The sequence below is a fragment of the Clostridium swellfunianum genome (genome assembly GCF_023656515.1).
Classification (GTDB): Bacteria; Bacillota; Clostridia; order Clostridiales; family Clostridiaceae; genus Clostridium_AT; species Clostridium_AT swellfunianum.
Genome location: NZ_JAMOFV010000006.1, coordinates 1168635 through 1186662 on the forward strand (window position 1 = coordinate 1168635; position 18028 = coordinate 1186662).

Sequence of the window (18028 nt, forward strand, 5' to 3'; positions counted from 1 at the left end):
AGCGCCTAATCTAGGAAATTAAACTCTCCTAAATTAGGCACTTTTATTCTTCTACATTTACATTTAATAAGTCGAGTAAAAACATAAAAAGCGGTATACCTATAAGCAGTCCCCATACTCCCATAAAATGCTCTGATACTAGCAGTACAATAAATATGATAAATACCGGCAATTCTGTCTTTGATGCCATAAGCTTAGGATTTAACACATAACTTTCCAAAGCATGAAGTGCAGCAATCATTGCAAGAACATAGAGTATTTTTACTACTCCTCCTATGTTAAAAGCAATTATAGATAAGGGTATGAGTGAAGCAATCGTTCCTGCTACAGGTATTAAGCTAAAGAAAAATATCATAACTCCCAAACCTAAAAGCTGCTTAAACCCTAAAAACTTTAAAAATATAACTGACAGTACAGAGTTAGTCAAAGCTATAAGTATCTGTGCTTGAATAACTTTTCCAAAAGAATTTAAAAAATTAGAGCCGAAATAGTGAAGGTATGTATAAAAACCTCCTATTCTGCTGTTCTTAAATCTTCTCATAAAGTCTGCCACCTTATGCTTTTCAAGCATAAAAAACATACTAAGCATAAGAGCAATAAAAATGTTTATACTCCACTTTCCAATGTCTGCAGCAAGAGCCAAAAGGAAATTAACTCCTCCTTTTGTGTAGCCTTTAATATCTACTTGATCAAACACAGGCAATAAATATTTTTGAATATGTATATTAGACTTAAAATCAAATTCTGCAACTTGATTTGTTATGTTTATAATTTGATTTATAACTACAGGAACATATTTGTAAATAAAAAATGCTATTAGGGTAGCAAACACCACGTAAAAAACAATAGTTACTGCAGCATAGTTTAAAGGAATTATCTTTCCAAGCTTCTTCATAATTATGCTTTGCAGGCTGTAGATAAAATAAGTAAACACAAAGGTTAATAGAAAAAGATTTAAAAGACCTCCCATAAAATAAAATATCAATATTAAAGCAAGTAAAACTAATATCCTCTTAGTAATTTCCTTGTCAAGAACCTCCTTAATAAACCCCATTCCCAAGTCACTCTCCTACGTTAAAGCTATTTAAAAAAATCATTATAAGTTCATTGTACCTGTATAACAAAATTCCTGTCAATACGATAAATGGCGACAAATCACTTCTTCGATACGTATGGATTATTTTTTATGTAAAATCTCCAAAGGAAGTCTTTTGCTTCTTCTGCATAGTCTATATTTATCCTTGTGGTAGCTACTATCTCAAAACTTTCTTCATTATCATCATGTAAAATGTAAAGTTCGTCTCCGCATAGATCCAGTCCATTATGTGACCTATCTATATTTAGTGCTCTACAGAGTTTTCCAGGGCCGCTGGTTAACCCTAATTTTTCTCTTTTTGTAAGCTGCTCTAACTCCTTTTCATATCTAAATTTACTCATACTCTCCATACCCTCAACAGGCTCAAGAGCACGGATCAAAATAGCCTGCGGCTTTTCTGGCTCCTCAACTACCACGTTCATACAATTATACATTCCATATATTATATAAACGTAAGAATATCCAGGGCCGCCATACATAATTTCATTACGTTCTGTCCTTCTATTGTTATAGGAGTGAGCCGCTTTATCAGTAGGCCCCATATAAGCTTCTACCTCTGCAATTTTTCCAATGAGCTTTTCACCTTCTACTACATGAACTAAGTATTTCCCTAAAAGCTCTTTTGCTACTGTAACACTGTCTCTATTGTAAAATTCTCGATTAAGCTTTTTCATAATACCCCCAAAATATAATGAAGAATGAGTAATCATTCTTCATTGTTGATTAGTAATTTACTTATTCTTTTGATCTGATTTTTGATCTGATTTTTGATCTGGCTTTTCTTTTTCCTTCTGTTCTCCTCCCTGTTGTCCCATACCATTAAGCTGCTGCTGAGCTTGATCTATAAGCTGATTCATTTGAGTAAGAGCCTGATTAGATTGTATTTGCTCATTTGCTTGCTGAAGCGCAGACATAGCCTCCTGAATAGATTTTTGAACCTGCTGTTGTACCTGCTCCTGCTGCTTTTGAGCTTGGTTTCTAAAATCGTGCATCTGTTTTAAAAGTTGATTTAAACTCTCATTTGCTCCATTTTTACTCTTGTTTTCCTGTCCTTTTTTCTCCTGCTGCTGACTTTCTCCGCTGCTGCTCATGTTGAAATTGCCGCCAGTAATAGAGCTTGACTGCATATCATAAAGAGTCTGCTGCATGCTGTTAAGCTGTTCCTTTAGATTGCTTATTTCTTGAGCCATCTCTGTGTCACCGTTACCGTTATAGTTAAAAAAATCGTCTAAGGATTCGCCGTTGTTGTTTGAAGCCATATCCATTCCTCCTATAAAAATACTAAATAATAAAGAAAAACTACGTACATATAACGTAGTTTTTCCATAAAATATAGCTTTATTCCACTATCTACTTCTTATTATATTTTTTGTAGCGTTTTATCCCAAACACAGCTGCTATAGCTAAGAAAGCAAATACAATTATATTTGATAATATAAATATTAAAATATTTTGTACTGCTAGCACCAAAGTCACAGAGGTGTTTCTAAAGCCAGTACCTATGGCCTTGAAAAATTCATTTCCACCTAACACTGTCTTTTTGTTATCTATAACGCCTATTTTTTTGTCAGCATTAAGAGTTATGGTTGCATAATCAACCTGCTTATCCCAGCTCTTTTTTCTAGCTTCCAAAGCTTCTGCTTCTCCTCTTATCTTATAAAGCTCGGTCTGAACCTTTAACACTTCTTCAACAGTATTAGCTTTTTTCAATATAGTAAGCACTTGCTCTTCTTGAGCTCTAAGATTCCTAAGTCTTGCTTCGTTATCCACGTATGCATCAGTAATATTTTCTGCAGAAACATTTTTATTTCTTACTGTAAACCCTTTTTCTGCATAGGCTATAAATTCATCAAATCTTTGCGCCGGAATTCTTACCCTAGCTTCTAGTCTTACTTCCATTGTATTTTCACTTTCAATATAGCCACCAAGTTCTTCCGCCTTTTTACGTATACTTTCAGAAAGATTGGTCAAGTCTTCCTCAACTATGGAGAGTGAAGCATTTTTAATTATTTTTTTGCTTTGCTCTTGTTCCTCTGCTTTTTTGTCTTTCATGTCAGCCTTTGGTGCTTCTTTTATTGATGAATTACTAGATGAATTTTTGGCTTCATTTTTCAAAGCTAAGCTGTCGTAGGCAGCACTAGGTTTTCCATTTGGTGAACTTGCTGCAGACATGCCGGTTTCAGCCTTCTTAGCACAAGACGATAGTATAATTGACAATGCCATAAAGCTGCATAGTAAAACTCTCTTTTTCATTATAATCCCTCCTGTATTCCTTTAGGGTACATAACAATTATCAATTATTATGCCTCCTGTATTCCTTTAGGGTACATAACAATTATCAATTGTTAAATACCAAATCCAATTAATCCCATCATACCCAACTTACTTATATATACGAGTCGAAATTAAAATCGATACCAAAAAATAAAAATAGGGCAGCTAAGCGCCCTATCTAAATACCTTTGCTTTAATATTCTAAAAATGCATCCTCAACAGTAGAAACATAACCATCACTGCCTTCTCTAACCATGGCAACAATTTTAGGCGCTTCTCCATTCATAATGTGCACATTATAAGCCTGAAGCCCTACCTTATCCATCTTTTCATTTCTATCTACAACAACTACAGGCTCTCCAGCCATCCCTGGTACCTTACAAGCAGCCGTTATATTTTCTTTTAGCTTATCAACAGGACAATCAATCATTTTTATATTTCCTATAACCTTTTCAACATCCATTTTAATCTCTCCCTCTTACATTTTTAAGCTTTTCATAATAAAATTCATAGTTTTATTATGCTGAACTTCTTACATTTTTATTATTCAGCTTAAAAATCTGAAGAGTTTGTATCAGAATTGTTGTCATAACTTCCAGAATCACTAAAATTTGATAAGTCACTATAGGAATCATCGGAGTTAGAAAAGTCGTTTAAATCCCATGAACTACTGTCATCGTAGTAATTGTCCTTCCATTTTTCCTCTTCACTGCTTAGGCCTTCACAGTTATAATCCTGTTGGAAATCACAGTTATCATATGGTTCAATAGTAGAGTTTTCTTCGGTGTCCGTCCAATCATTAAATTCGTTAACTATTTCTTCCGTAACCTGAATATTGTCATTATCAAGCATTTCCATGAACTGCATCCTTTGTATATCGTTTAAAGTATTCATATAGTCCACCTGTGAATCCTGTGGAAGTGAGTGAAAATAAGTTCTGAAATTACTCGGTAAACTTTTCCTTACTGTTCTTCTAGTTTGTCTTTGTCCTGATGATAATGCAGCAATAAGTATTAAAGCTCCAAAAAATAAAAGTAATATTTCCATTCTATCCCCCATCTCTTTACTATTTATAAAGTAAAGCTTCTTAATTTAATTATATAACCCCTAGCGTCACATTGAAATAAGCTAACAAAATATTTTTTCTTATTCTTTTACAAGTATCAAAACAATAACTTATGAATAAACTATTAAAGAAAAGGCCAATCTAATTGAATATGTTTAAAAATTGTCAATATATTTCAAAAAAACCTATTGACAGAAGTTGTAAAAGGTTGTAACCTTAAATGGAAGTAATTATTAAATTTTAAAAAGGAGGTAGGAAAATGTTAGTAAATATGTCAACAGTAAAAAATAGACAAAGAAATAGCAGTATTAACGGCAATTTTGCGTCCTTTACAGGAATAGCTGTGTCTTTTAATGGCATGTTTGCGCTCAAAATTTCATATGGTAGCCCTACCTCAGTATCGGTTTCTACGCCTTGATACTTAACCAGTTTTCATTGATTGTGAATACAGGTCATGGGCTACGATAACCCATGGCCTTTTTATATAGGTTTTTTGAGGCATATTTTGCCTTGGAAAGTTATTGTTTTTAAAGCCATGGGATAACCATGGTTTTTTTCATTCTAAAAATTTAAGTCGCAAATTGAAAGGGGGACTCACAGAATGAAACGGATTTTTAAATATGTTTGGGAATACAAACTACTTGTACTCATACCTTCTATTGCTATGATGCTTTCTATAGGCTTAGATATGTTCAACCCATATCTGCAACAGCTTATTACTGACAAGGTATTTATAGGTGGAGAGATGAATCTTCTATGGCCTATACTTGGGGGCTTTATCACAATAACTGCATTAAGAGCATTACTAGGCTATGCTAAGGAATATTTATTCGATGTGCTTTCTGCAAAAATCAGCATAGACATCAAAAAGGATGTCTTTAATCATATTCAAAAGCTTCCCTTCAAGTATTTTGATAGTATGAATACAGGAGAGCTCATGTCAAGAATAGGTGAAGATGTAGATAACGTTTGGAGGAGCGTATCCTTTGGTATTAGACTATTTATCGAGAATATGATTTACTTCTTAACTGCTTCTACTATACTGTTTTCATTAAACTGGAAACTTACTCTTATCTGTCTTGTAGGAATGCCTCCTATCGCTTATTTAGCTTTGAAATTTGAAAAGAAGATTGGTGAATCCTATGGAAAAATAAGTGATCAGGGAGTTTTGCTAAACACAGCTGCTCAGGAAAATATAGCAGGAGTTAGACTTGTTAAAGCTTTTGCTAGAGAAAAGCATGAAATACTAAAGTTCTTAAAGCTTAATAATCAAAGCTTTGATTTAAGTATGGAGCAAAACAAAATTATTGCTCGCTACTTTCCTCCTATTGAGTTCCTAACAAACCTTGCTATGGTGCTATTAGTAGTACTTGGTGGAATATTCGTAATGGGCGGCAGCATGACTATAGGCCAACTTGTTGCCTTCAACGGTTACATCTGGATGCTTATATGGCCAATGAGAATGCTGGGATGGCTTACGAATTTAATAGCTCAAACAAACGCTTCTGCTAAGAAGATAGAAAAGATTATGGATACAGAACCAGAAATAAAGGATAATGATGACTCCTTTAGAGTTCCTAGTGTAAGAGGAGATATCGAATTTAGAAATGTATCCTTTAAGTACAGAGATGACTTGATCTTAAAAGATATAAATCTCAAGGTTAAGTCCGGAAGTACAGTTGCTATAATGGGAACTACAGGTTCAGGAAAATCCTCAATTATAAATTTGATTGGAAGATACTACGATGTTTCCGAAGGTGCTGTTTATGTCGACAACTATGATGTCAAGGAAATGAATCTCAAGGATTTAAGAAGCCGAATGTCAATAGTTCCTCAAGACACCTTCCTCTTCTCAGCTAGTATTGAAGAAAATATTCGTTTTGGAAAAGAAGATGCTACTTTTGATGAAATTAGAGAAGCCTGTAGACTTGCCTGTGCTGATGAGTTTATAGAAGAACTTGAGCACAAGTACGATACTGTAATAGGCGAAAGAGGAATCGGTCTATCCGGTGGTCAAAAACAAAGATTATCTATTGCCAGAGCTCTAATAAGAAACTCCAGCATACTAATTCTTGATGACTCAACTTCAGCTTTAGACATGGAGACAGAATACAGACTTCTTAAAAACTTAAATGAAAAGCATAAGAAGGCTACAACCTTCATTATCGCTCATAGAATTTCAGCCGTAAAAAATGCGGATATAATACTGTATGTTGAAAATGGTCACATTGTAGAGAGCGGAAATCATGAAAATCTACTTGCTAAAAAAGGTAAATACTACGAAGTTTATTGCGAGCAATTTAAGGACTTTGATAGTGCAGACAGTGAACAGGAGGTGGGATAATTGGCTAGAAATACAGTTAGACAAGATGAAGATATAAGAAAGTTTTCTAACAGTGAAATATTAGTTAGGCTCTTTAGCTATCTAAAAGCCTACAAATTTAAAGTTTTTATAGTGCTTATGCTTTTAGTGTTTGTAATGATTGTTAACCTTATTAATCCTTACTTATTAAAGGTAGCTATAGATACTAATATTAAAAACAATGATATGAAAGGGCTGCTCTTTATCGGAGCAGCAATGATTGTATTGAATATTTTATCCATGCTTGCTTCGAGTCTAAGAATAATAAAGATGGCTTCCGTTACTAATGACATACTTCTGAAAATAAGACATGATCTTTACACTCACATTCAGAAGCTATCTTTTTCCTTCTTTGACAGCAGGCCTGTAGGAAAAATACTTGCTAGAGTTATTGGTGACGTTAACTCGCTTCAAGAATTATTTAACAATGCAGTAACAAACTTTATACCTCAAATATTAACTGTAATTTGCGTTGGTGGAATGATGTTTTATCTAAACCCTAAACTAGCGCTTGCTTCAATAACAATGCTTCCAATTCTTGCCTTTAGCTTGTTCTCTATAGAAACAATTTCAAGAAGAAGATGGCAGGATTACAGAAGAAAGCGTTCTACCTTCAATGCTTATACTCATGAAGACTTTTCAGGTATAAAGGTCGTTCAGGCTTTTGCAAATGAGTCAAAGACTTCAAACAACTTCTCCGACCTTGTTAAGGATATGATGGGAAGCTTTATAAAAGCAGTTAGGCTTAATGACTTATTCTGGCCTTTGGTTGATACTTCTTGGGGTATTGGTACAGTAATAGTTTACTGGTTTGGTGCAAAACTAATAAGCAGCGGCAGCCTAAGTATAGGTACTATAATAGCTTTTACTATGTATATAGGGATGTTCTGGAGACCAATACTTGAAATAAGTAACTTCTACAACAATCTTATTATGAGTTTCTCTGCTGGTGAGAGAATATTTGAAATAATGGATATTGAGCCAGATATACTTGATATAAGCAGTGCTTTAAAGATGCCTAAAATCAAAGGTCAAGTTGAATTTAAAAATGTTACCTTTGGTTATGATGACGGTACAATAGTTTTAAACGATGTAAATTTTAAAATTAATCCTGGTGAAACTATTGCTCTAGTTGGCCCAACAGGAGCTGGCAAAACTACCATAGTAAATCTTTTAAGCCGATTCTATGATACTCAGTCTGGAGAAGTTTTAATAGATGGCAAGAATGTTAAAAATGTTGAGCTTGAATCTTTAAGAAGCCAAATGGGAATAATGCTTCAAGATACCTTCCTGTTTTCTACAACAATCAAAGAGAATATTAGGTATGGAAAGCTTGATGCCACAGACGAAGAAGTTATTGCAGCAGCAAAAGCTGTTAGTGCTCATGAATTTATAATGAGTCTGGAAAACGGCTATGACACAGAGGTTAACGAAAGAGGTTCAAGACTTTCAGTAGGTCAAAGACAGTTAATCTCCTTTGCAAGAGCTCTTCTTGCTAATCCAAGAATTTTAATTCTTGATGAAGCAACTTCAAATATCGATACTCAAACAGAAAAGCTTGTTCAAAGAGGTATTCAGAAGCTTCTGCATGGCAGAACTTCCTTTGTAATAGCTCATAGACTCTCAACCATTAGAGACTGCGATAAAATCATGGTTGTAAGTGATGGGAATATTGCTGAAGCAGGAACTCATGACGAACTTATGAAAAACAAAGGTTTATATCACAATCTATACATGTCACAATATAAGTTCCTTAGTGAAGGAGCATAATAGGAAATCACAGCTTATTCTAGCTGTGATTTTTTTATTTGTATAAACCATTTTCTTAAGTGGGAAACTAGCTTTGTCACAATACAAGGAGGAATATCATGGCAGAAAAAACTTTAGCATTACACGAAACACTTCAAATACACGAATTGCTTAACTTTAAAACTGTATGTATGGCTACAGCTAAAGCTATGGAAGGCGTTGTTTTTGACCAAGACCTTAAAGCGCTTTTTGAAAAAGATGTTCAACAATCCCTTCCAGCCGTTAAAGAGCTTCAAGAACTTTTAGCAAAAGCTCCATTAGGAGAGACTAGATTGGAGGAAGGATTAAAATGATTAACGACTATTTAGAAGTAAGAAATGCAGAAGGCATGCCTAAGTTAGTTGATAATATGATGGCACTTACTTTTTTATTAAATGCTAAAAGCGGAGTAAGAAATTATGCTATAGCCTTATCAGAATCTGCTACTCCAGAGGTTAGAGCAGCTCTAAAAAAACAACTAGACGAAGCAATTATTATGCATGAGCAAATTTCTAAGATGATGATAGAAAAAGGCTGGTTTCATCCTCATGCTTTGAGTAAGCAATTTCATATGGACATAGAATCCTCTGAAACAGTGTCTCAAATTGTCAGCTTAAATCTTTTCCCTGGCGATACAAGCAGACTAGGAACTTTTGCAACACCAGAAAAATAGAGAAAGGAGGACATTCAAATTATGAAGGCTGTAACATTTCAAGGTATAAAGAGAGTTGAAGTAAAACAGGTAGAAAGCCCTAAAATACATAAACCTGATGATATAATTGTTAAAATAACAAGTACCGCAATATGCGGATCTGACTTGCATCTTATTCATGATATGGTTCCAAATCTGCCCCAAGGCTATATTATCGGCCATGAACCAATGGGAGTAGTAGAAGAAGTTGGTCCTGAAGTTACAAAATTAAAGAAAGGTGATAGAGTTATAGTCCCCTTCAATGTAAGCTGCGGAGAATGTTTTTACTGCAAGCATGACTTAACCTGCATGTGCGATAATTCAAATCCTCATGGTGAAAATGGCGGCTTCTTCGGTTATTCAGAAACCTTTGGTGGCTATCCTGGAGGTCAAGCTGAATATATGCGGGTACCTTATGCTAATTTTACCCCTTTTAAAATTCCAGAAGACTGTGAGGTAGAAGATGAAAAGCTATTATTAATGTCTGATGCTATGGCAACTGCTTACTGGAGCGTTGAAAACGCTGGAGTAAAGAAAGGAAATACAGTAATTGTACTTGGGTGTGGTCCTGTTGGACTTTTAGCTCAAAAGTTCTGCTGGCTTCATGAAGCTGAGAGAGTTATTGCAGTAGACTACATTGATTATCGTTTAGAGCACGCTAAGAAGTACAATAAGGTAGAAACAGTAAATTTCGAGCAGCATAAAAATACTGGAGAATATTTAAAAGAAATCACACATGGAGGTGCAGACATAGTTATAGATTGTGTTGGGATGGATGGGAAAATGACCCCACTTGAATTTGTTGGTACTGGCTTAAAGCTTCAAAGTGGTGCTTTAGGTGGCTTTATTATAGCTACTCAAGCTGTTAGGAAAGGCGGAATGATTCAAGTTACTGGTGTTTACGGCGGCAGATATAATGCTTTTCCTTTTGGAGATATTATAAATCGAAATATAAATATAAGAACAGGTCAGGCACCAGTTATTCCTTATATGCCTACACTATACAATCTGCTTGTTGAAGGAAAAGTTGATCCTAGCGATATCATTACCCATAGACTACCTCTAGATGATGCAGAACATGCTTATCATGTTTTTGACACAAAAACTGAAGACTGTATCAAGGTAGTGCTTAAACCATAAACAAAGGAGAGAATATGATGGAAAATAAGGGTATTGAACCTAATGAGAATGTTCAACTGCTTGAAATGCTGACCTTCAAAAATCTTTGCTTAACAAAATCAGTTGCGATGTCTCCATTAGTTTCTGACGAAGAGCTAAAGGCAATTCTTAAAAACGATGTTTCATTAGGTCAGCAGCATGTTAAGGAACTGCAATCGCTTTTGCAAAAGTCAGGCTTAAATAAATAATTGAAGGCAGGTGAAACTTGTGAATGCATTAATAGAAAAGCTAACTGGAATGGATAAACTTAGCGATCAGGTTATCGCAACAGATTTTTTAATATCAGCTAAGGCAGGTATACAAAATTACGCAGTAGCAATTACCGAAACAACCTCCGATGAAATAAGAGAAACTCTAAAAAGGCAACTCAATGATACTATAGATGCACATGAAGCGATTACGAATTATATGATAAAAAGAGGCTTTTACAATGCTTACGATCTTCACGAACAGTATAAAGTAGATATGCAGGTAACAGAAACAGCTTTAAGCTTAGCTGAAAAGATGATTCTTTAAGGAAAATGAAGAATTAAGAAACAAAGTTTCACTCTTAATTCTTCATTTTGTTTATATGTTTATAGCATTTAAAGGAAAATCATTGTATAATATTTAATACATTAGTAATTTATGTCTTTTTATGTTGGCAATAATGCTTGCATCAGGGGGAATTTATGATTGATAAGAATATAAGGGATGGGTTAATAATAGAAAGTATACTGGATTGGGTTTGGGAAATTAATATTGAAACAGGAGAAGCAAAAACATCTGACAATTTTAAAAAGTCTTTAGGCTATTCAGCAAGTGAAATTACCGATAACATAAACTACTGGCATGCAATTATTCATCCTGAGGATGTTTTAAGGTATAAAACTATTATAGAAGATATACTAAATAATAACCTTGATGTTTTTGAAAACGAGTTTAGGATAAACACTAAATCTGGTGAATATAAGTGGGTTTTGGGCAAAGGAAAGGTATTTAGAGATGCTTTTAAGAAACCCCTTTATTTATCAGGTATTTTTGTAGATATAACTGCAAGAAGAAGAGCAGAAGAAAATGAGAGGAAATTTAAAAACCTTGTAGATTTGTCCCCTCATACTGTTGTTATACACAAAGATGGTATAGTAACCTATGCCAACGAAAGGGCCTTGGACTTGATTAGAGTAGATTCTATGGATAGTATTATTGGAGAGCCTATAGAAAAGTATATTCTCCCTTTTTACAAGGATATATCCTCCAAAAGGCTTAGTCTTTTAGCTGACGGTCACGGGATACTTCCTATGGAAATGGAACTTCTAAGGCCTGATGGTTCAAAGATTTTTGCTGAAATATCTACAACTATAATACCTGACGAAACTGGCTATTCCTTTATTAGCTATGTCAGAGATACAACTGAACATAAGCTTATCTTAGAGCAAAATAAAAAGCTTCTTGATCAAGCGTTGGAATATGACAGGCTAAAAACAGAGTTCTTCTCCAATATATCACATGAGCTTAGAACTCCTTTAAACATAATGATGTCTAGCATTCAACTATTAAATATCTTTTATGAAAATAAGGCTACAAATTTAAATAAATTTTTTTATGCCTACGAAAAATACATACCTGGACTTCAGCAAAACAGCTATAGACTTCTTAAGCTTATCAATAATCTAATAGACATAACTAAATTTGATTCTGGTTTCTTTAAGATGGAATATACAAATTTAAATATAGTCGAAATGGTTGAGGATATTGCTCTATCTGTAGCTCCGTACATAGAGAACAAAGGCATCTCCCTTATATTTGATACAGATGTAGAAGAAAAAATTCAAGCTGTTGATGTACTCAAACTTGAGAGAATACTTTTAAACCTGCTATCAAATGCAATTAAGTTTACATCCCCAGGTGGAACTATAGAGGTAACAGTTAAAGCTAAAGAAAGCAGCGTTCTTATAAGCATAAAAGATACAGGCTGCGGCATCCCATCTGACATGCTTCAGGTTATATTTGAAAGATTCAGGCAAGTGGATTCATTGCTTACAAGAAGAGCTGAAGGAAGTGGAATAGGATTATCCTTAGTTAAAGCACTAATTGAAGCTCACGAAGGAACAATTACAGTAAATAGTACTGTTGGGGTTGGGAGTGAATTCATTATTGAACTTCCAATGAAAGTAATTCCTGCCTGTAGAATAGACTCAGAGCAAATAACTTCAGATAGCCAAATGAAAGTCGATAGAATTAATATTGAACTTTCAGATATATATACATAAAAAAATGAAGAATGAAGCCCCATTTCATTCTTCATTCCTCATTTATTAAAGTACTTTTTTCAAAAAGTCTTGTGTTCTTGCCTGTTGTGGATTTTTGAATATCTCTTCTGGAGTTCCCTGCTCTAGTATAACTCCTCCATCCATGAAAAGCACTCTGTCTCCCACTTCTCTTGCAAAGCCCATTTCGTGTGTAACAACAACCATTGTCATACCTTCGGCAGCAAGCTCTTTCATAACATCTAAAACTTCTCCAACCATTTCTGGGTCCAGTGCTGAAGTTGGCTCATCAAACAGCATTACATCAGGCGACATAGCAAGCGCTCTTGCAATAGCTATTCTCTGTTTCTGTCCACCTGATAGCTGAGCTGGATATGCTTTAGCCTTATCTTCAAGTCCAATTCTCTTTAGAAGTCCGTAAGCTATTTTTTCCGCTTCTTCTTTAGACTGTTTCTTTACCTTTATAGGTGCTAGTGTTATGTTATCTAATACAGTCATGTTAGGAAATAAATTGAACTGTTGAAAAACCATTCCCATTTTTTCTCTTAATTTATTTATATCTGTAGATTTATCAGTAATGGAGATATTCTCAAATACTATCTCTCCCCCTGTAGGCTCTTCTAATAGATTTAGACATCTTAAGAAGGTACTTTTACCAGAGCCGCTAGGACCGATAACAACTACAACTTCACCTTTACTTATTTCAATATCCACTCCCTTAAGCACATGAAGCTTGCCGAAGCTTTTATTTAAATCAGATACCTTAATCACTATTTTTCAGCCTCCTCTCAAGTCTTCCCATAAGCTTTGAAAGCGTAAAAGTCATAATAAAGTACATAAGCGCTGCAATTAAAAGAGGTTCGAATGCCTTGTAGGTATTTCCTCTTACTGTATCAGCGTTATACATAAGTTCGCCAATACCAATTACTGAAACTATTGAAGATTCCTTTATAACAACTATAAATTCATTTCCTAGTGCTGGTAAAATGTTCTTAATAGCTTGAGGTATTATTATATGCCTCATTGCCATTCCATAGTTCATTCCAAGAGAACGAGCAGCTTCCATTTGACCCTTGTCAACTGCTTGTATTCCTGCACGAATTATTTCAGCTATATACGCAGCACTATTCATTGAAAGTGCCAATATAGCAGCAAGCATATCAGGCAGAGGAAAACCTATAAGATTAGGAAGCCCAAAATAAATTATGAAAAGCTGTACCATAAGAGGGGTTCCTCTTATAAACTCAACATAAGCGGTTGCTATAAAGTTTAAAACTTTATTCTTAGATAATCTTAACAGAGCTAATAAGACTCCAAATAAGACTCCAAATAAAACTGTAAATATTGCAAGTATTATAGTAAATTTTGCTCCATCCAAAAAGAACGAATAATACTTAGACATGAATGAAAAATCCAAATTTGTTTTCCTCCCTCATTCTCTATTAGTAATTGTAATTAAATTATTCTGCTAGTTTATCAGCATCTTCGTTTGCCTTATTTACCCAAGTCTCAATAGTCTTGTTGGTTGCTAGTTTATCTAAAGTCTTGTTTATTGTGCTCACAAGCTCTTCATTTCCTTTTTTAACTGCTACTGCAGAACCTGCTTCTTCAGTCTTTAATTTTATATCTGCTATAACTATATCCTTATTTGCATTAGTATAAGCCTTTGCTACTGGTCCTTCAATAATTGCAGCATCCATATTCTTAGTCTTTACTGCTAAAACTAAATCAGTAATCTTTCCAAGAGCCTTTGCCTCTGCACCAGGAACCTGTTCTTTTGCTATATCTTCTTGAATAGTTCCCTTTTGAACTCCTAACTTCTTACCCTTTAAATCATCTGTTGACTTAATCTTATCTTTATCCTCTGCCCTTACTACGATATTTTGAACTGCTGTATAATAAACCTTTGAGAAATCTACGCTTTGTTTTCTTTCTTCATCTGGAGTCATACCGGCAAGTACAAAGTCAACACTTCCTGCTTGAAGAGCTGGAAGCAATCCTTTAAATTCCATATCCTTTATCTCAAGCTTAACTCCTAAATCCTTTGCTATTTCTTTAGCTATTTCTATATCGAAGCCAACAACCTCTTTGTTTGAATTTATAAACTCATAAGGTGGATAGTCAGGACTTGTTCCTAGAACTATCTTTCCGTTTTTCTTTATTTTATCAATAGTTGTTTCTTTTTTGCCACAAGCTGAAAGTGATAATGTAAGCACACCTGTAAGTAATAAAGCCACTAATTTTGTATATCTTTTTTTCATTTAATTTCCCCCCGTGAATTTTTATAAATATTTACCTTACACGAATTATTATACATATATATTAATATTTATGCAACAAGTTTTTTGCGGTAAATATACCCATAATCTATTTTATTTCGATACCAATCTATATACACCTTTAATGGCAGTGTCTTGAGAAACCTATCCTTATATTTTTGTAAACGTTAATATCCAGAAAATTTAATATTTATGCATGAAATTCGAAATCAGTGCATATAATTTTATATTTTTTTATTTGGCTGTGTAAAAATATAAAACTTGGCAACACTATAAATGTTATATTAGTTATAAAAATGGAGGCCTTTTTATGAGAAATTTTCTAATAGCTGCAGTTTTAGATATCGTACTTATTCTTGTGTCCTATTTTATATTTAGAGGAATAGTTAGCGGACCAACAAGACACAGACTTTATGAAAAATTTTTAAGCTCCTTTGCTAAATTTGTTATACTTATATTCTTAGCATCTTTGATAATTACAGGAATTACCGCTTTAGTTCTTTATAAAACTAGATATATCCAGTATATAAACATTGTTGCTCCTGCTCTTGTTTCAATATTAGTAGGCTTTGTTGTTTCAACAGTGCCTACCCGAGGTTATGGAGACAAAGAAAAAGAAGAGAAAAAGTAATTTTTCCGTTTCTTATATTTCTTTGTTGACCTAAAATTTTTAAAGACCTGAAGTTTTATATAAAACTTCAGGTCTTTAACTTTTCTTATTGGCTTAATATTATATAGGTTTTAAATTCAACTATTAACGTATACATGACTCAAAAAGTGTTGAAACCCAACTATTTTGAGTCATATATACGTTAAGCTTCACAGTTAAAACCATATAGATAGCAATTAGTTTTTTAATATTTACACAAAAAAACATTGACTTTTATACAATTAGTTTATATAATTATTTCTGTACTACGGGGTGTGGCGCAGATGGGAGCGCGCGTGCTTTGGGAGCATGAGGTCGCAGGTTCAATCCCTGTCACCCCGACCACAAAAAAGAGTTATCGCAAGATAACTCTTTTTTATTTTCTATGTATATACAATGCAATAAAATCCTTATATTAATGATGTCATAAAATATCCAGTCTTCAAGGATTTTTAGGACATCATTAATGTATTAGAATTTTCCCATTGTATGTATTGAATTTATTACTAGCCTTGTATATAATAATTGTATAATAATGTAACTTTAGTCGGGGTATAGCGCAGATGGTAGCGCGCGTGCTTCGGGAGCATGAGGTCGCAGGTTCAAGTCCTGTTACCCCGACCAAGAACTATTCAAAGCTCCATTCGTTTTCAAGCAGTCCATATAAGTAAAGATCAGTTCTTCTGCCTCCTCTGTTTACAAATTCTCTATAGGCACCTTCCCTTACAAAGCCTAAACTTTCATAAAGCCTTATTGCCCTTTCATTATAAGCTATTACGTTTAGTTGAATTCTATGTAGATTTAATTCATAAAAACCAAAATTTATAAGCATTCTTAACGCTTCTCTTCCAAATCCTTTTCCTGTATGTGTTTTATCTCCTATTCCTACAAACAAAGTTGCCGTTCCGTTATTCCACTGAATATCATCAAAACCAGTAATACCAATTATATCTTTTGTTTCATTATGTCTTATTGCAAATATAACTCTGTTTTGTGGCTTTATAAAATAGTCTAAGGTATCGTTAACCTGATCTTTTATTTGCGGGATGGCTGGAAGTATATCAAAATATGTAAGAAATTCATAATCATCAAACCATTCCATAATTATATCTATATCTTTTTCTTTTATGGAACTTAATCTTATGTTTTCACCTAACAATAAATTCTTCATTTGTAAATCTCCTTAAATCATAACATTAATAATATTTTACATTATTTCATTATCCAAAGCAAAAGGAACTCAGTTTAAGCTAAGTTCCTTAGAATCTTTACTCTTCTTGTTCTTCATTATTGCCTTCATTATTGCCTTTATTTTTTCTCATTGCCATATAAGCAATTCCTGCTCCTGCTAATATTCCCACTGTACTCATACTTGGAATGAGCATGGTTTTCTTTCTTCTTTTTTTAGGCATAAATACTGACGCCATTGTTCTTGCACCAACTAATTCTCTAATCATATCATCACCCGCCTAATCATTTTTTCTATTTTTTCTTTGTTTTTCTTGAACGTTGCTAGGCTGTGTAACCTTAGTTTTAGCTTTCTTTTCTTTAGTCATGCTTAAGCAACTCCTTTAAAATATTATTCTTTATTATATTTCCCTCCTGCTTCTAGCTATATTCCTTGTACAATTTGTTAATATAGGCAACATATTTTATATTAAATTGTAAAAACTATTTTTAAAGCTTTATAAAGGAGATTTTATTTATGATTAATGAAGAATTGCTTAACATATCAAAAGTTCAAGAAACTCACAGCCAGTCAGAAGCTAATGAGCTTCTTGAAAGTGGTTGGAAACTTTTAAATATTTACACGGGAAATTTTTCTGTTGAGTTTGAAGATCATATAAACATATATGTTTTAGGAAAGCCAGGAGAACCTAAGAACATATAATGAAAAGCGTCCTTAGGTGTTTTTTTCCTAAGAACGCTTTTATTATTTAGCTAAGACTTCCGTCCCATGAATTTGTGTGCTGAATTATCTTCTCTTTAACCTGCTCTCCAATATCACTGGTTATTTTTCTATTAAGTATAAGCTCATCTATTGGTCTAACTCTTTCCTGATTAATAAACGTCTTCAGCTGTTCTTCGCTAAAGCCCTTTTCATTTGCCAAATCATAAGCAGTTAAATTTAAAAGCTTAGCTTCTTGAAGCTCAGAATCAGTAGCACCAATTTTATTAATCAGAACATCATTTGCACTTTCAACAACTTTTTCGTTTTCATTTTTGATGCTTTCCGAATCCTCATTATCATTGCTTCTTTTCATATATTTATAAATTCCATATGCGGTTGCACCTACTGCCACCGCAGTAATAGCACTTCCTATAGCTATGTTACGAACTCTATGTCTATGTCTTAACCTCATTGAAGCTTCCTCCTTTACAATGATTTTCAAAT

At 33.8% G+C, this 18028-nt stretch carries 23 protein-coding genes and 2 tRNA genes; 13 read left to right on the forward strand and 12 right to left on the reverse strand.

Annotation, left to right across the window (positions count from 1 at the left end; translation table 11 throughout):
- Positions 1-43: 43 nt before the first annotated feature.
- From NBE98_RS05295 to NBE98_RS05320, 6 genes are all read right to left on the reverse strand, one after another.
- Positions 44-1054, reverse strand: coding sequence for an AI-2E family transporter (locus tag NBE98_RS05295; RefSeq protein WP_250813308.1), 1011 nt, complete (start codon positions 1052-1054; stop codon positions 44-46).
- 101 nt (positions 1055-1155) lie between these two features.
- Positions 1156-1770 carry a DNA-3-methyladenine glycosylase gene (locus NBE98_RS05300; RefSeq protein WP_250813309.1) on the reverse strand — a complete coding sequence of 205 codons (615 nt, stop codon included), beginning with the start codon at positions 1768-1770 and terminating at the stop codon, positions 1156-1158.
- A gap of 57 nt (positions 1771-1827) precedes the next feature.
- On the reverse strand, positions 1828-2355 hold the full coding sequence (locus tag NBE98_RS05305) for a hypothetical protein (RefSeq protein ID WP_250813311.1): 528 nt from the start codon (positions 2353-2355) through the stop codon (positions 1828-1830).
- A 91-nt stretch (positions 2356-2446) separates the two neighbouring features.
- Positions 2447-3349, reverse strand: a complete 903-nt coding sequence (locus tag NBE98_RS05310; RefSeq protein ID WP_250813313.1) for a DUF4349 domain-containing protein — start codon at positions 3347-3349, stop codon at positions 2447-2449.
- Positions 3350-3563: 214 nt separating this feature from the next.
- A complete protein-coding gene (locus NBE98_RS05315) occupies positions 3564-3833 on the reverse strand; it encodes a hypothetical protein (protein ID WP_250813314.1) in 270 nt (89 codons plus the stop codon).
- 89 nt (positions 3834-3922) lie between these two features.
- On the reverse strand, positions 3923-4417 hold the full coding sequence (locus NBE98_RS05320; protein WP_250813315.1) for a hypothetical protein: 495 nt from the start codon (positions 4415-4417) through the stop codon (positions 3923-3925).
- Between the two features lie 278 nt (positions 4418-4695).
- Here NBE98_RS05320 and NBE98_RS05325 point away from each other — a divergent pair, with 278 nt between their 5' ends.
- The 9 genes from NBE98_RS05325 (at position 4696) to NBE98_RS05365 (ending at position 12708) form a co-directional block, all read left to right on the forward strand.
- Entirely contained in the window at positions 4696-4854 is a 159-nt protein-coding gene (locus NBE98_RS05325) for a hypothetical protein (RefSeq protein ID WP_250813316.1), read from the forward strand.
- A 183-nt stretch (positions 4855-5037) separates the two neighbouring features.
- Positions 5038-6780 carry an ABC transporter ATP-binding protein gene (locus tag NBE98_RS05330; protein ID WP_250813317.1) on the forward strand — a complete coding sequence of 581 codons (1743 nt, stop codon included), beginning with the start codon at positions 5038-5040 and terminating at the stop codon, positions 6778-6780.
- Positions 6781-8568, forward strand: coding sequence for an ABC transporter ATP-binding protein (locus tag NBE98_RS05335; RefSeq protein ID WP_250813318.1), 1788 nt, complete (start codon positions 6781-6783; stop codon positions 8566-8568). It abuts the gene before it with no gap.
- 98 nt (positions 8569-8666) lie between these two features.
- A complete protein-coding gene (locus NBE98_RS05340; protein WP_250813319.1) occupies positions 8667-8900 on the forward strand; it encodes a spore coat protein in 234 nt (77 codons plus the stop codon).
- Positions 8897-9259, forward strand: coding sequence for a spore coat protein (locus NBE98_RS05345; protein ID WP_250813320.1), 363 nt, complete (start codon positions 8897-8899; stop codon positions 9257-9259). The genes NBE98_RS05340 and NBE98_RS05345 overlap by 4 nt, the downstream gene beginning before the upstream one ends.
- A gap of 21 nt (positions 9260-9280) precedes the next feature.
- Positions 9281-10417 (forward strand): zinc-dependent alcohol dehydrogenase, encoded by a 1137-nt coding sequence (locus NBE98_RS05350; RefSeq protein WP_250813321.1) that lies wholly within the window; start codon positions 9281-9283, stop codon positions 10415-10417.
- A gap of 14 nt (positions 10418-10431) precedes the next feature.
- A complete protein-coding gene (locus NBE98_RS05355) occupies positions 10432-10644 on the forward strand; it encodes a DUF3231 family protein (RefSeq protein WP_250813322.1) in 213 nt (70 codons plus the stop codon).
- A gap of 19 nt (positions 10645-10663) precedes the next feature.
- The gene (locus NBE98_RS05360) at positions 10664-10972 is read left to right on the forward strand and encodes a spore coat protein (RefSeq protein ID WP_250813324.1); all 309 of its coding nucleotides are present in this window, start codon (positions 10664-10666) and stop codon (positions 10970-10972) included.
- Between the two features lie 155 nt (positions 10973-11127).
- Positions 11128-12708, forward strand: a complete 1581-nt coding sequence (locus tag NBE98_RS05365; RefSeq protein ID WP_250813326.1) for a PAS domain-containing sensor histidine kinase — start codon at positions 11128-11130, stop codon at positions 12706-12708.
- Positions 12709-12753: 45 nt separating this feature from the next.
- Here NBE98_RS05365 and NBE98_RS05370 read toward each other — a convergent pair whose 3' ends face one another.
- The 3 genes from NBE98_RS05370 to NBE98_RS05380 are packed head-to-tail and all read right to left on the reverse strand — an operon-like array spanning position 12754 to position 14966.
- Complete coding sequence (locus tag NBE98_RS05370; protein WP_250813328.1) at positions 12754-13476, reverse strand: amino acid ABC transporter ATP-binding protein; 723 nt, start codon at positions 13474-13476, stop codon at positions 12754-12756.
- Complete coding sequence (locus NBE98_RS05375) at positions 13469-14122, reverse strand: amino acid ABC transporter permease (RefSeq protein ID WP_250813330.1); 654 nt, start codon at positions 14120-14122, stop codon at positions 13469-13471. Before NBE98_RS05375 ends, NBE98_RS05370 begins: the two co-directional genes overlap by 8 nt.
- Positions 14123-14165: 43 nt before the next feature.
- Positions 14166-14966, reverse strand: a complete 801-nt coding sequence (locus NBE98_RS05380) for a transporter substrate-binding domain-containing protein (protein ID WP_250813332.1) — start codon at positions 14964-14966, stop codon at positions 14166-14168.
- Between the two features lie 328 nt (positions 14967-15294).
- Between NBE98_RS05380 and NBE98_RS05385 the strand changes: the two genes are divergently transcribed.
- From NBE98_RS05385 to NBE98_RS05395, 3 genes are all read left to right on the forward strand, one after another.
- Positions 15295-15615, forward strand: coding sequence for a hypothetical protein (locus NBE98_RS05385; RefSeq protein ID WP_250813334.1), 321 nt, complete (start codon positions 15295-15297; stop codon positions 15613-15615).
- A gap of 287 nt (positions 15616-15902) precedes the next feature.
- Positions 15903-15978, forward strand: a tRNA-Pro gene (locus NBE98_RS05390).
- A 203-nt stretch (positions 15979-16181) separates the two neighbouring features.
- Positions 16182-16257: transfer RNA gene (locus NBE98_RS05395), tRNA-Pro, on the forward strand.
- 4 nt (positions 16258-16261) lie between these two features.
- Here NBE98_RS05395 and NBE98_RS05400 read toward each other — a convergent pair.
- Together NBE98_RS05400 and NBE98_RS05405 are read right to left on the reverse strand one after the other, a co-directional pair.
- A complete protein-coding gene (locus NBE98_RS05400) occupies positions 16262-16804 on the reverse strand; it encodes a GNAT family N-acetyltransferase (protein ID WP_250813335.1) in 543 nt (180 codons plus the stop codon).
- Positions 16805-16901: 97 nt separating this feature from the next.
- Complete coding sequence (locus tag NBE98_RS05405) at positions 16902-17090, reverse strand: hypothetical protein (protein ID WP_250813336.1); 189 nt, start codon at positions 17088-17090, stop codon at positions 16902-16904.
- A 248-nt stretch (positions 17091-17338) separates the two neighbouring features.
- Here NBE98_RS05405 and NBE98_RS05410 point away from each other — a divergent pair, with 248 nt between their 5' ends.
- Positions 17339-17524, forward strand: coding sequence for a hypothetical protein (locus NBE98_RS05410; RefSeq protein ID WP_250813338.1), 186 nt, complete (start codon positions 17339-17341; stop codon positions 17522-17524).
- A gap of 46 nt (positions 17525-17570) precedes the next feature.
- Here the strand turns inward: NBE98_RS05410 and NBE98_RS05415 are convergent, their stop codons facing one another.
- Positions 17571-17996, reverse strand: coding sequence for a hypothetical protein (locus tag NBE98_RS05415; RefSeq protein WP_250813342.1), 426 nt, complete (start codon positions 17994-17996; stop codon positions 17571-17573).
- Between the last annotated feature and the right edge of the window lie 32 nt (positions 17997-18028).

Excerpts from the sequence above, each read along its gene's own strand:
- NBE98_RS05400 (WP_250813335.1), bottom strand. The coding sequence starts at position 16,804 with ATGAAGAATTTATTGTTAGGTGAAAACATAAGATTAAGTTCCATAAAA.
- NBE98_RS05380 (WP_250813332.1), bottom strand. The coding sequence starts at position 14,966 with ATGAAAAAAAGATATACAAAATTAGTGGCTTTATTACTTACAGGTGTG.
- NBE98_RS05415 (WP_250813342.1), bottom strand. The coding sequence starts at position 17,996 with ATGAGGTTAAGACATAGACATAGAGTTCGTAACATAGCTATAGGAAGT.
- NBE98_RS05320 (WP_250813315.1), bottom strand. The coding sequence starts at position 4,417 with ATGGAAATATTACTTTTATTTTTTGGAGCTTTAATACTTATTGCTGCA.
- NBE98_RS05355 (WP_250813322.1), top strand. The coding sequence starts at position 10,432 with ATGATGGAAAATAAGGGTATTGAACCTAATGAGAATGTTCAACTGCTT.
- NBE98_RS05405 (WP_250813336.1), bottom strand. The coding sequence starts at position 17,090 with ATGATTAGAGAATTAGTTGGTGCAAGAACAATGGCGTCAGTATTTATG.
- NBE98_RS05310 (WP_250813313.1), bottom strand. The coding sequence starts at position 3,349 with ATGAAAAAGAGAGTTTTACTATGCAGCTTTATGGCATTGTCAATTATA.
- NBE98_RS05340 (WP_250813319.1), top strand. The coding sequence starts at position 8,667 with ATGGCAGAAAAAACTTTAGCATTACACGAAACACTTCAAATACACGAA.
- NBE98_RS05295 (WP_250813308.1), bottom strand. The coding sequence starts at position 1,054 with ATGGGGTTTATTAAGGAGGTTCTTGACAAGGAAATTACTAAGAGGATA.
- NBE98_RS05315 (WP_250813314.1), bottom strand. The coding sequence starts at position 3,833 with ATGGATGTTGAAAAGGTTATAGGAAATATAAAAATGATTGATTGTCCT.
- NBE98_RS05330 (WP_250813317.1), top strand. The coding sequence starts at position 5,038 with ATGAAACGGATTTTTAAATATGTTTGGGAATACAAACTACTTGTACTC.
- NBE98_RS05345 (WP_250813320.1), top strand. The coding sequence starts at position 8,897 with ATGATTAACGACTATTTAGAAGTAAGAAATGCAGAAGGCATGCCTAAG.
- NBE98_RS05410 (WP_250813338.1), top strand. The coding sequence starts at position 17,339 with ATGATTAATGAAGAATTGCTTAACATATCAAAAGTTCAAGAAACTCAC.
- NBE98_RS05325 (WP_250813316.1), top strand. The coding sequence starts at position 4,696 with ATGTTAGTAAATATGTCAACAGTAAAAAATAGACAAAGAAATAGCAGT.
- NBE98_RS05385 (WP_250813334.1), top strand. The coding sequence starts at position 15,295 with ATGAGAAATTTTCTAATAGCTGCAGTTTTAGATATCGTACTTATTCTT.
- NBE98_RS05350 (WP_250813321.1), top strand. The coding sequence starts at position 9,281 with ATGAAGGCTGTAACATTTCAAGGTATAAAGAGAGTTGAAGTAAAACAG.
- NBE98_RS05305 (WP_250813311.1), bottom strand. The coding sequence starts at position 2,355 with ATGGCTTCAAACAACAACGGCGAATCCTTAGACGATTTTTTTAACTAT.
- NBE98_RS05365 (WP_250813326.1), top strand. The coding sequence starts at position 11,128 with ATGATTGATAAGAATATAAGGGATGGGTTAATAATAGAAAGTATACTG.
- NBE98_RS05300 (WP_250813309.1), bottom strand. The coding sequence starts at position 1,770 with ATGAAAAAGCTTAATCGAGAATTTTACAATAGAGACAGTGTTACAGTA.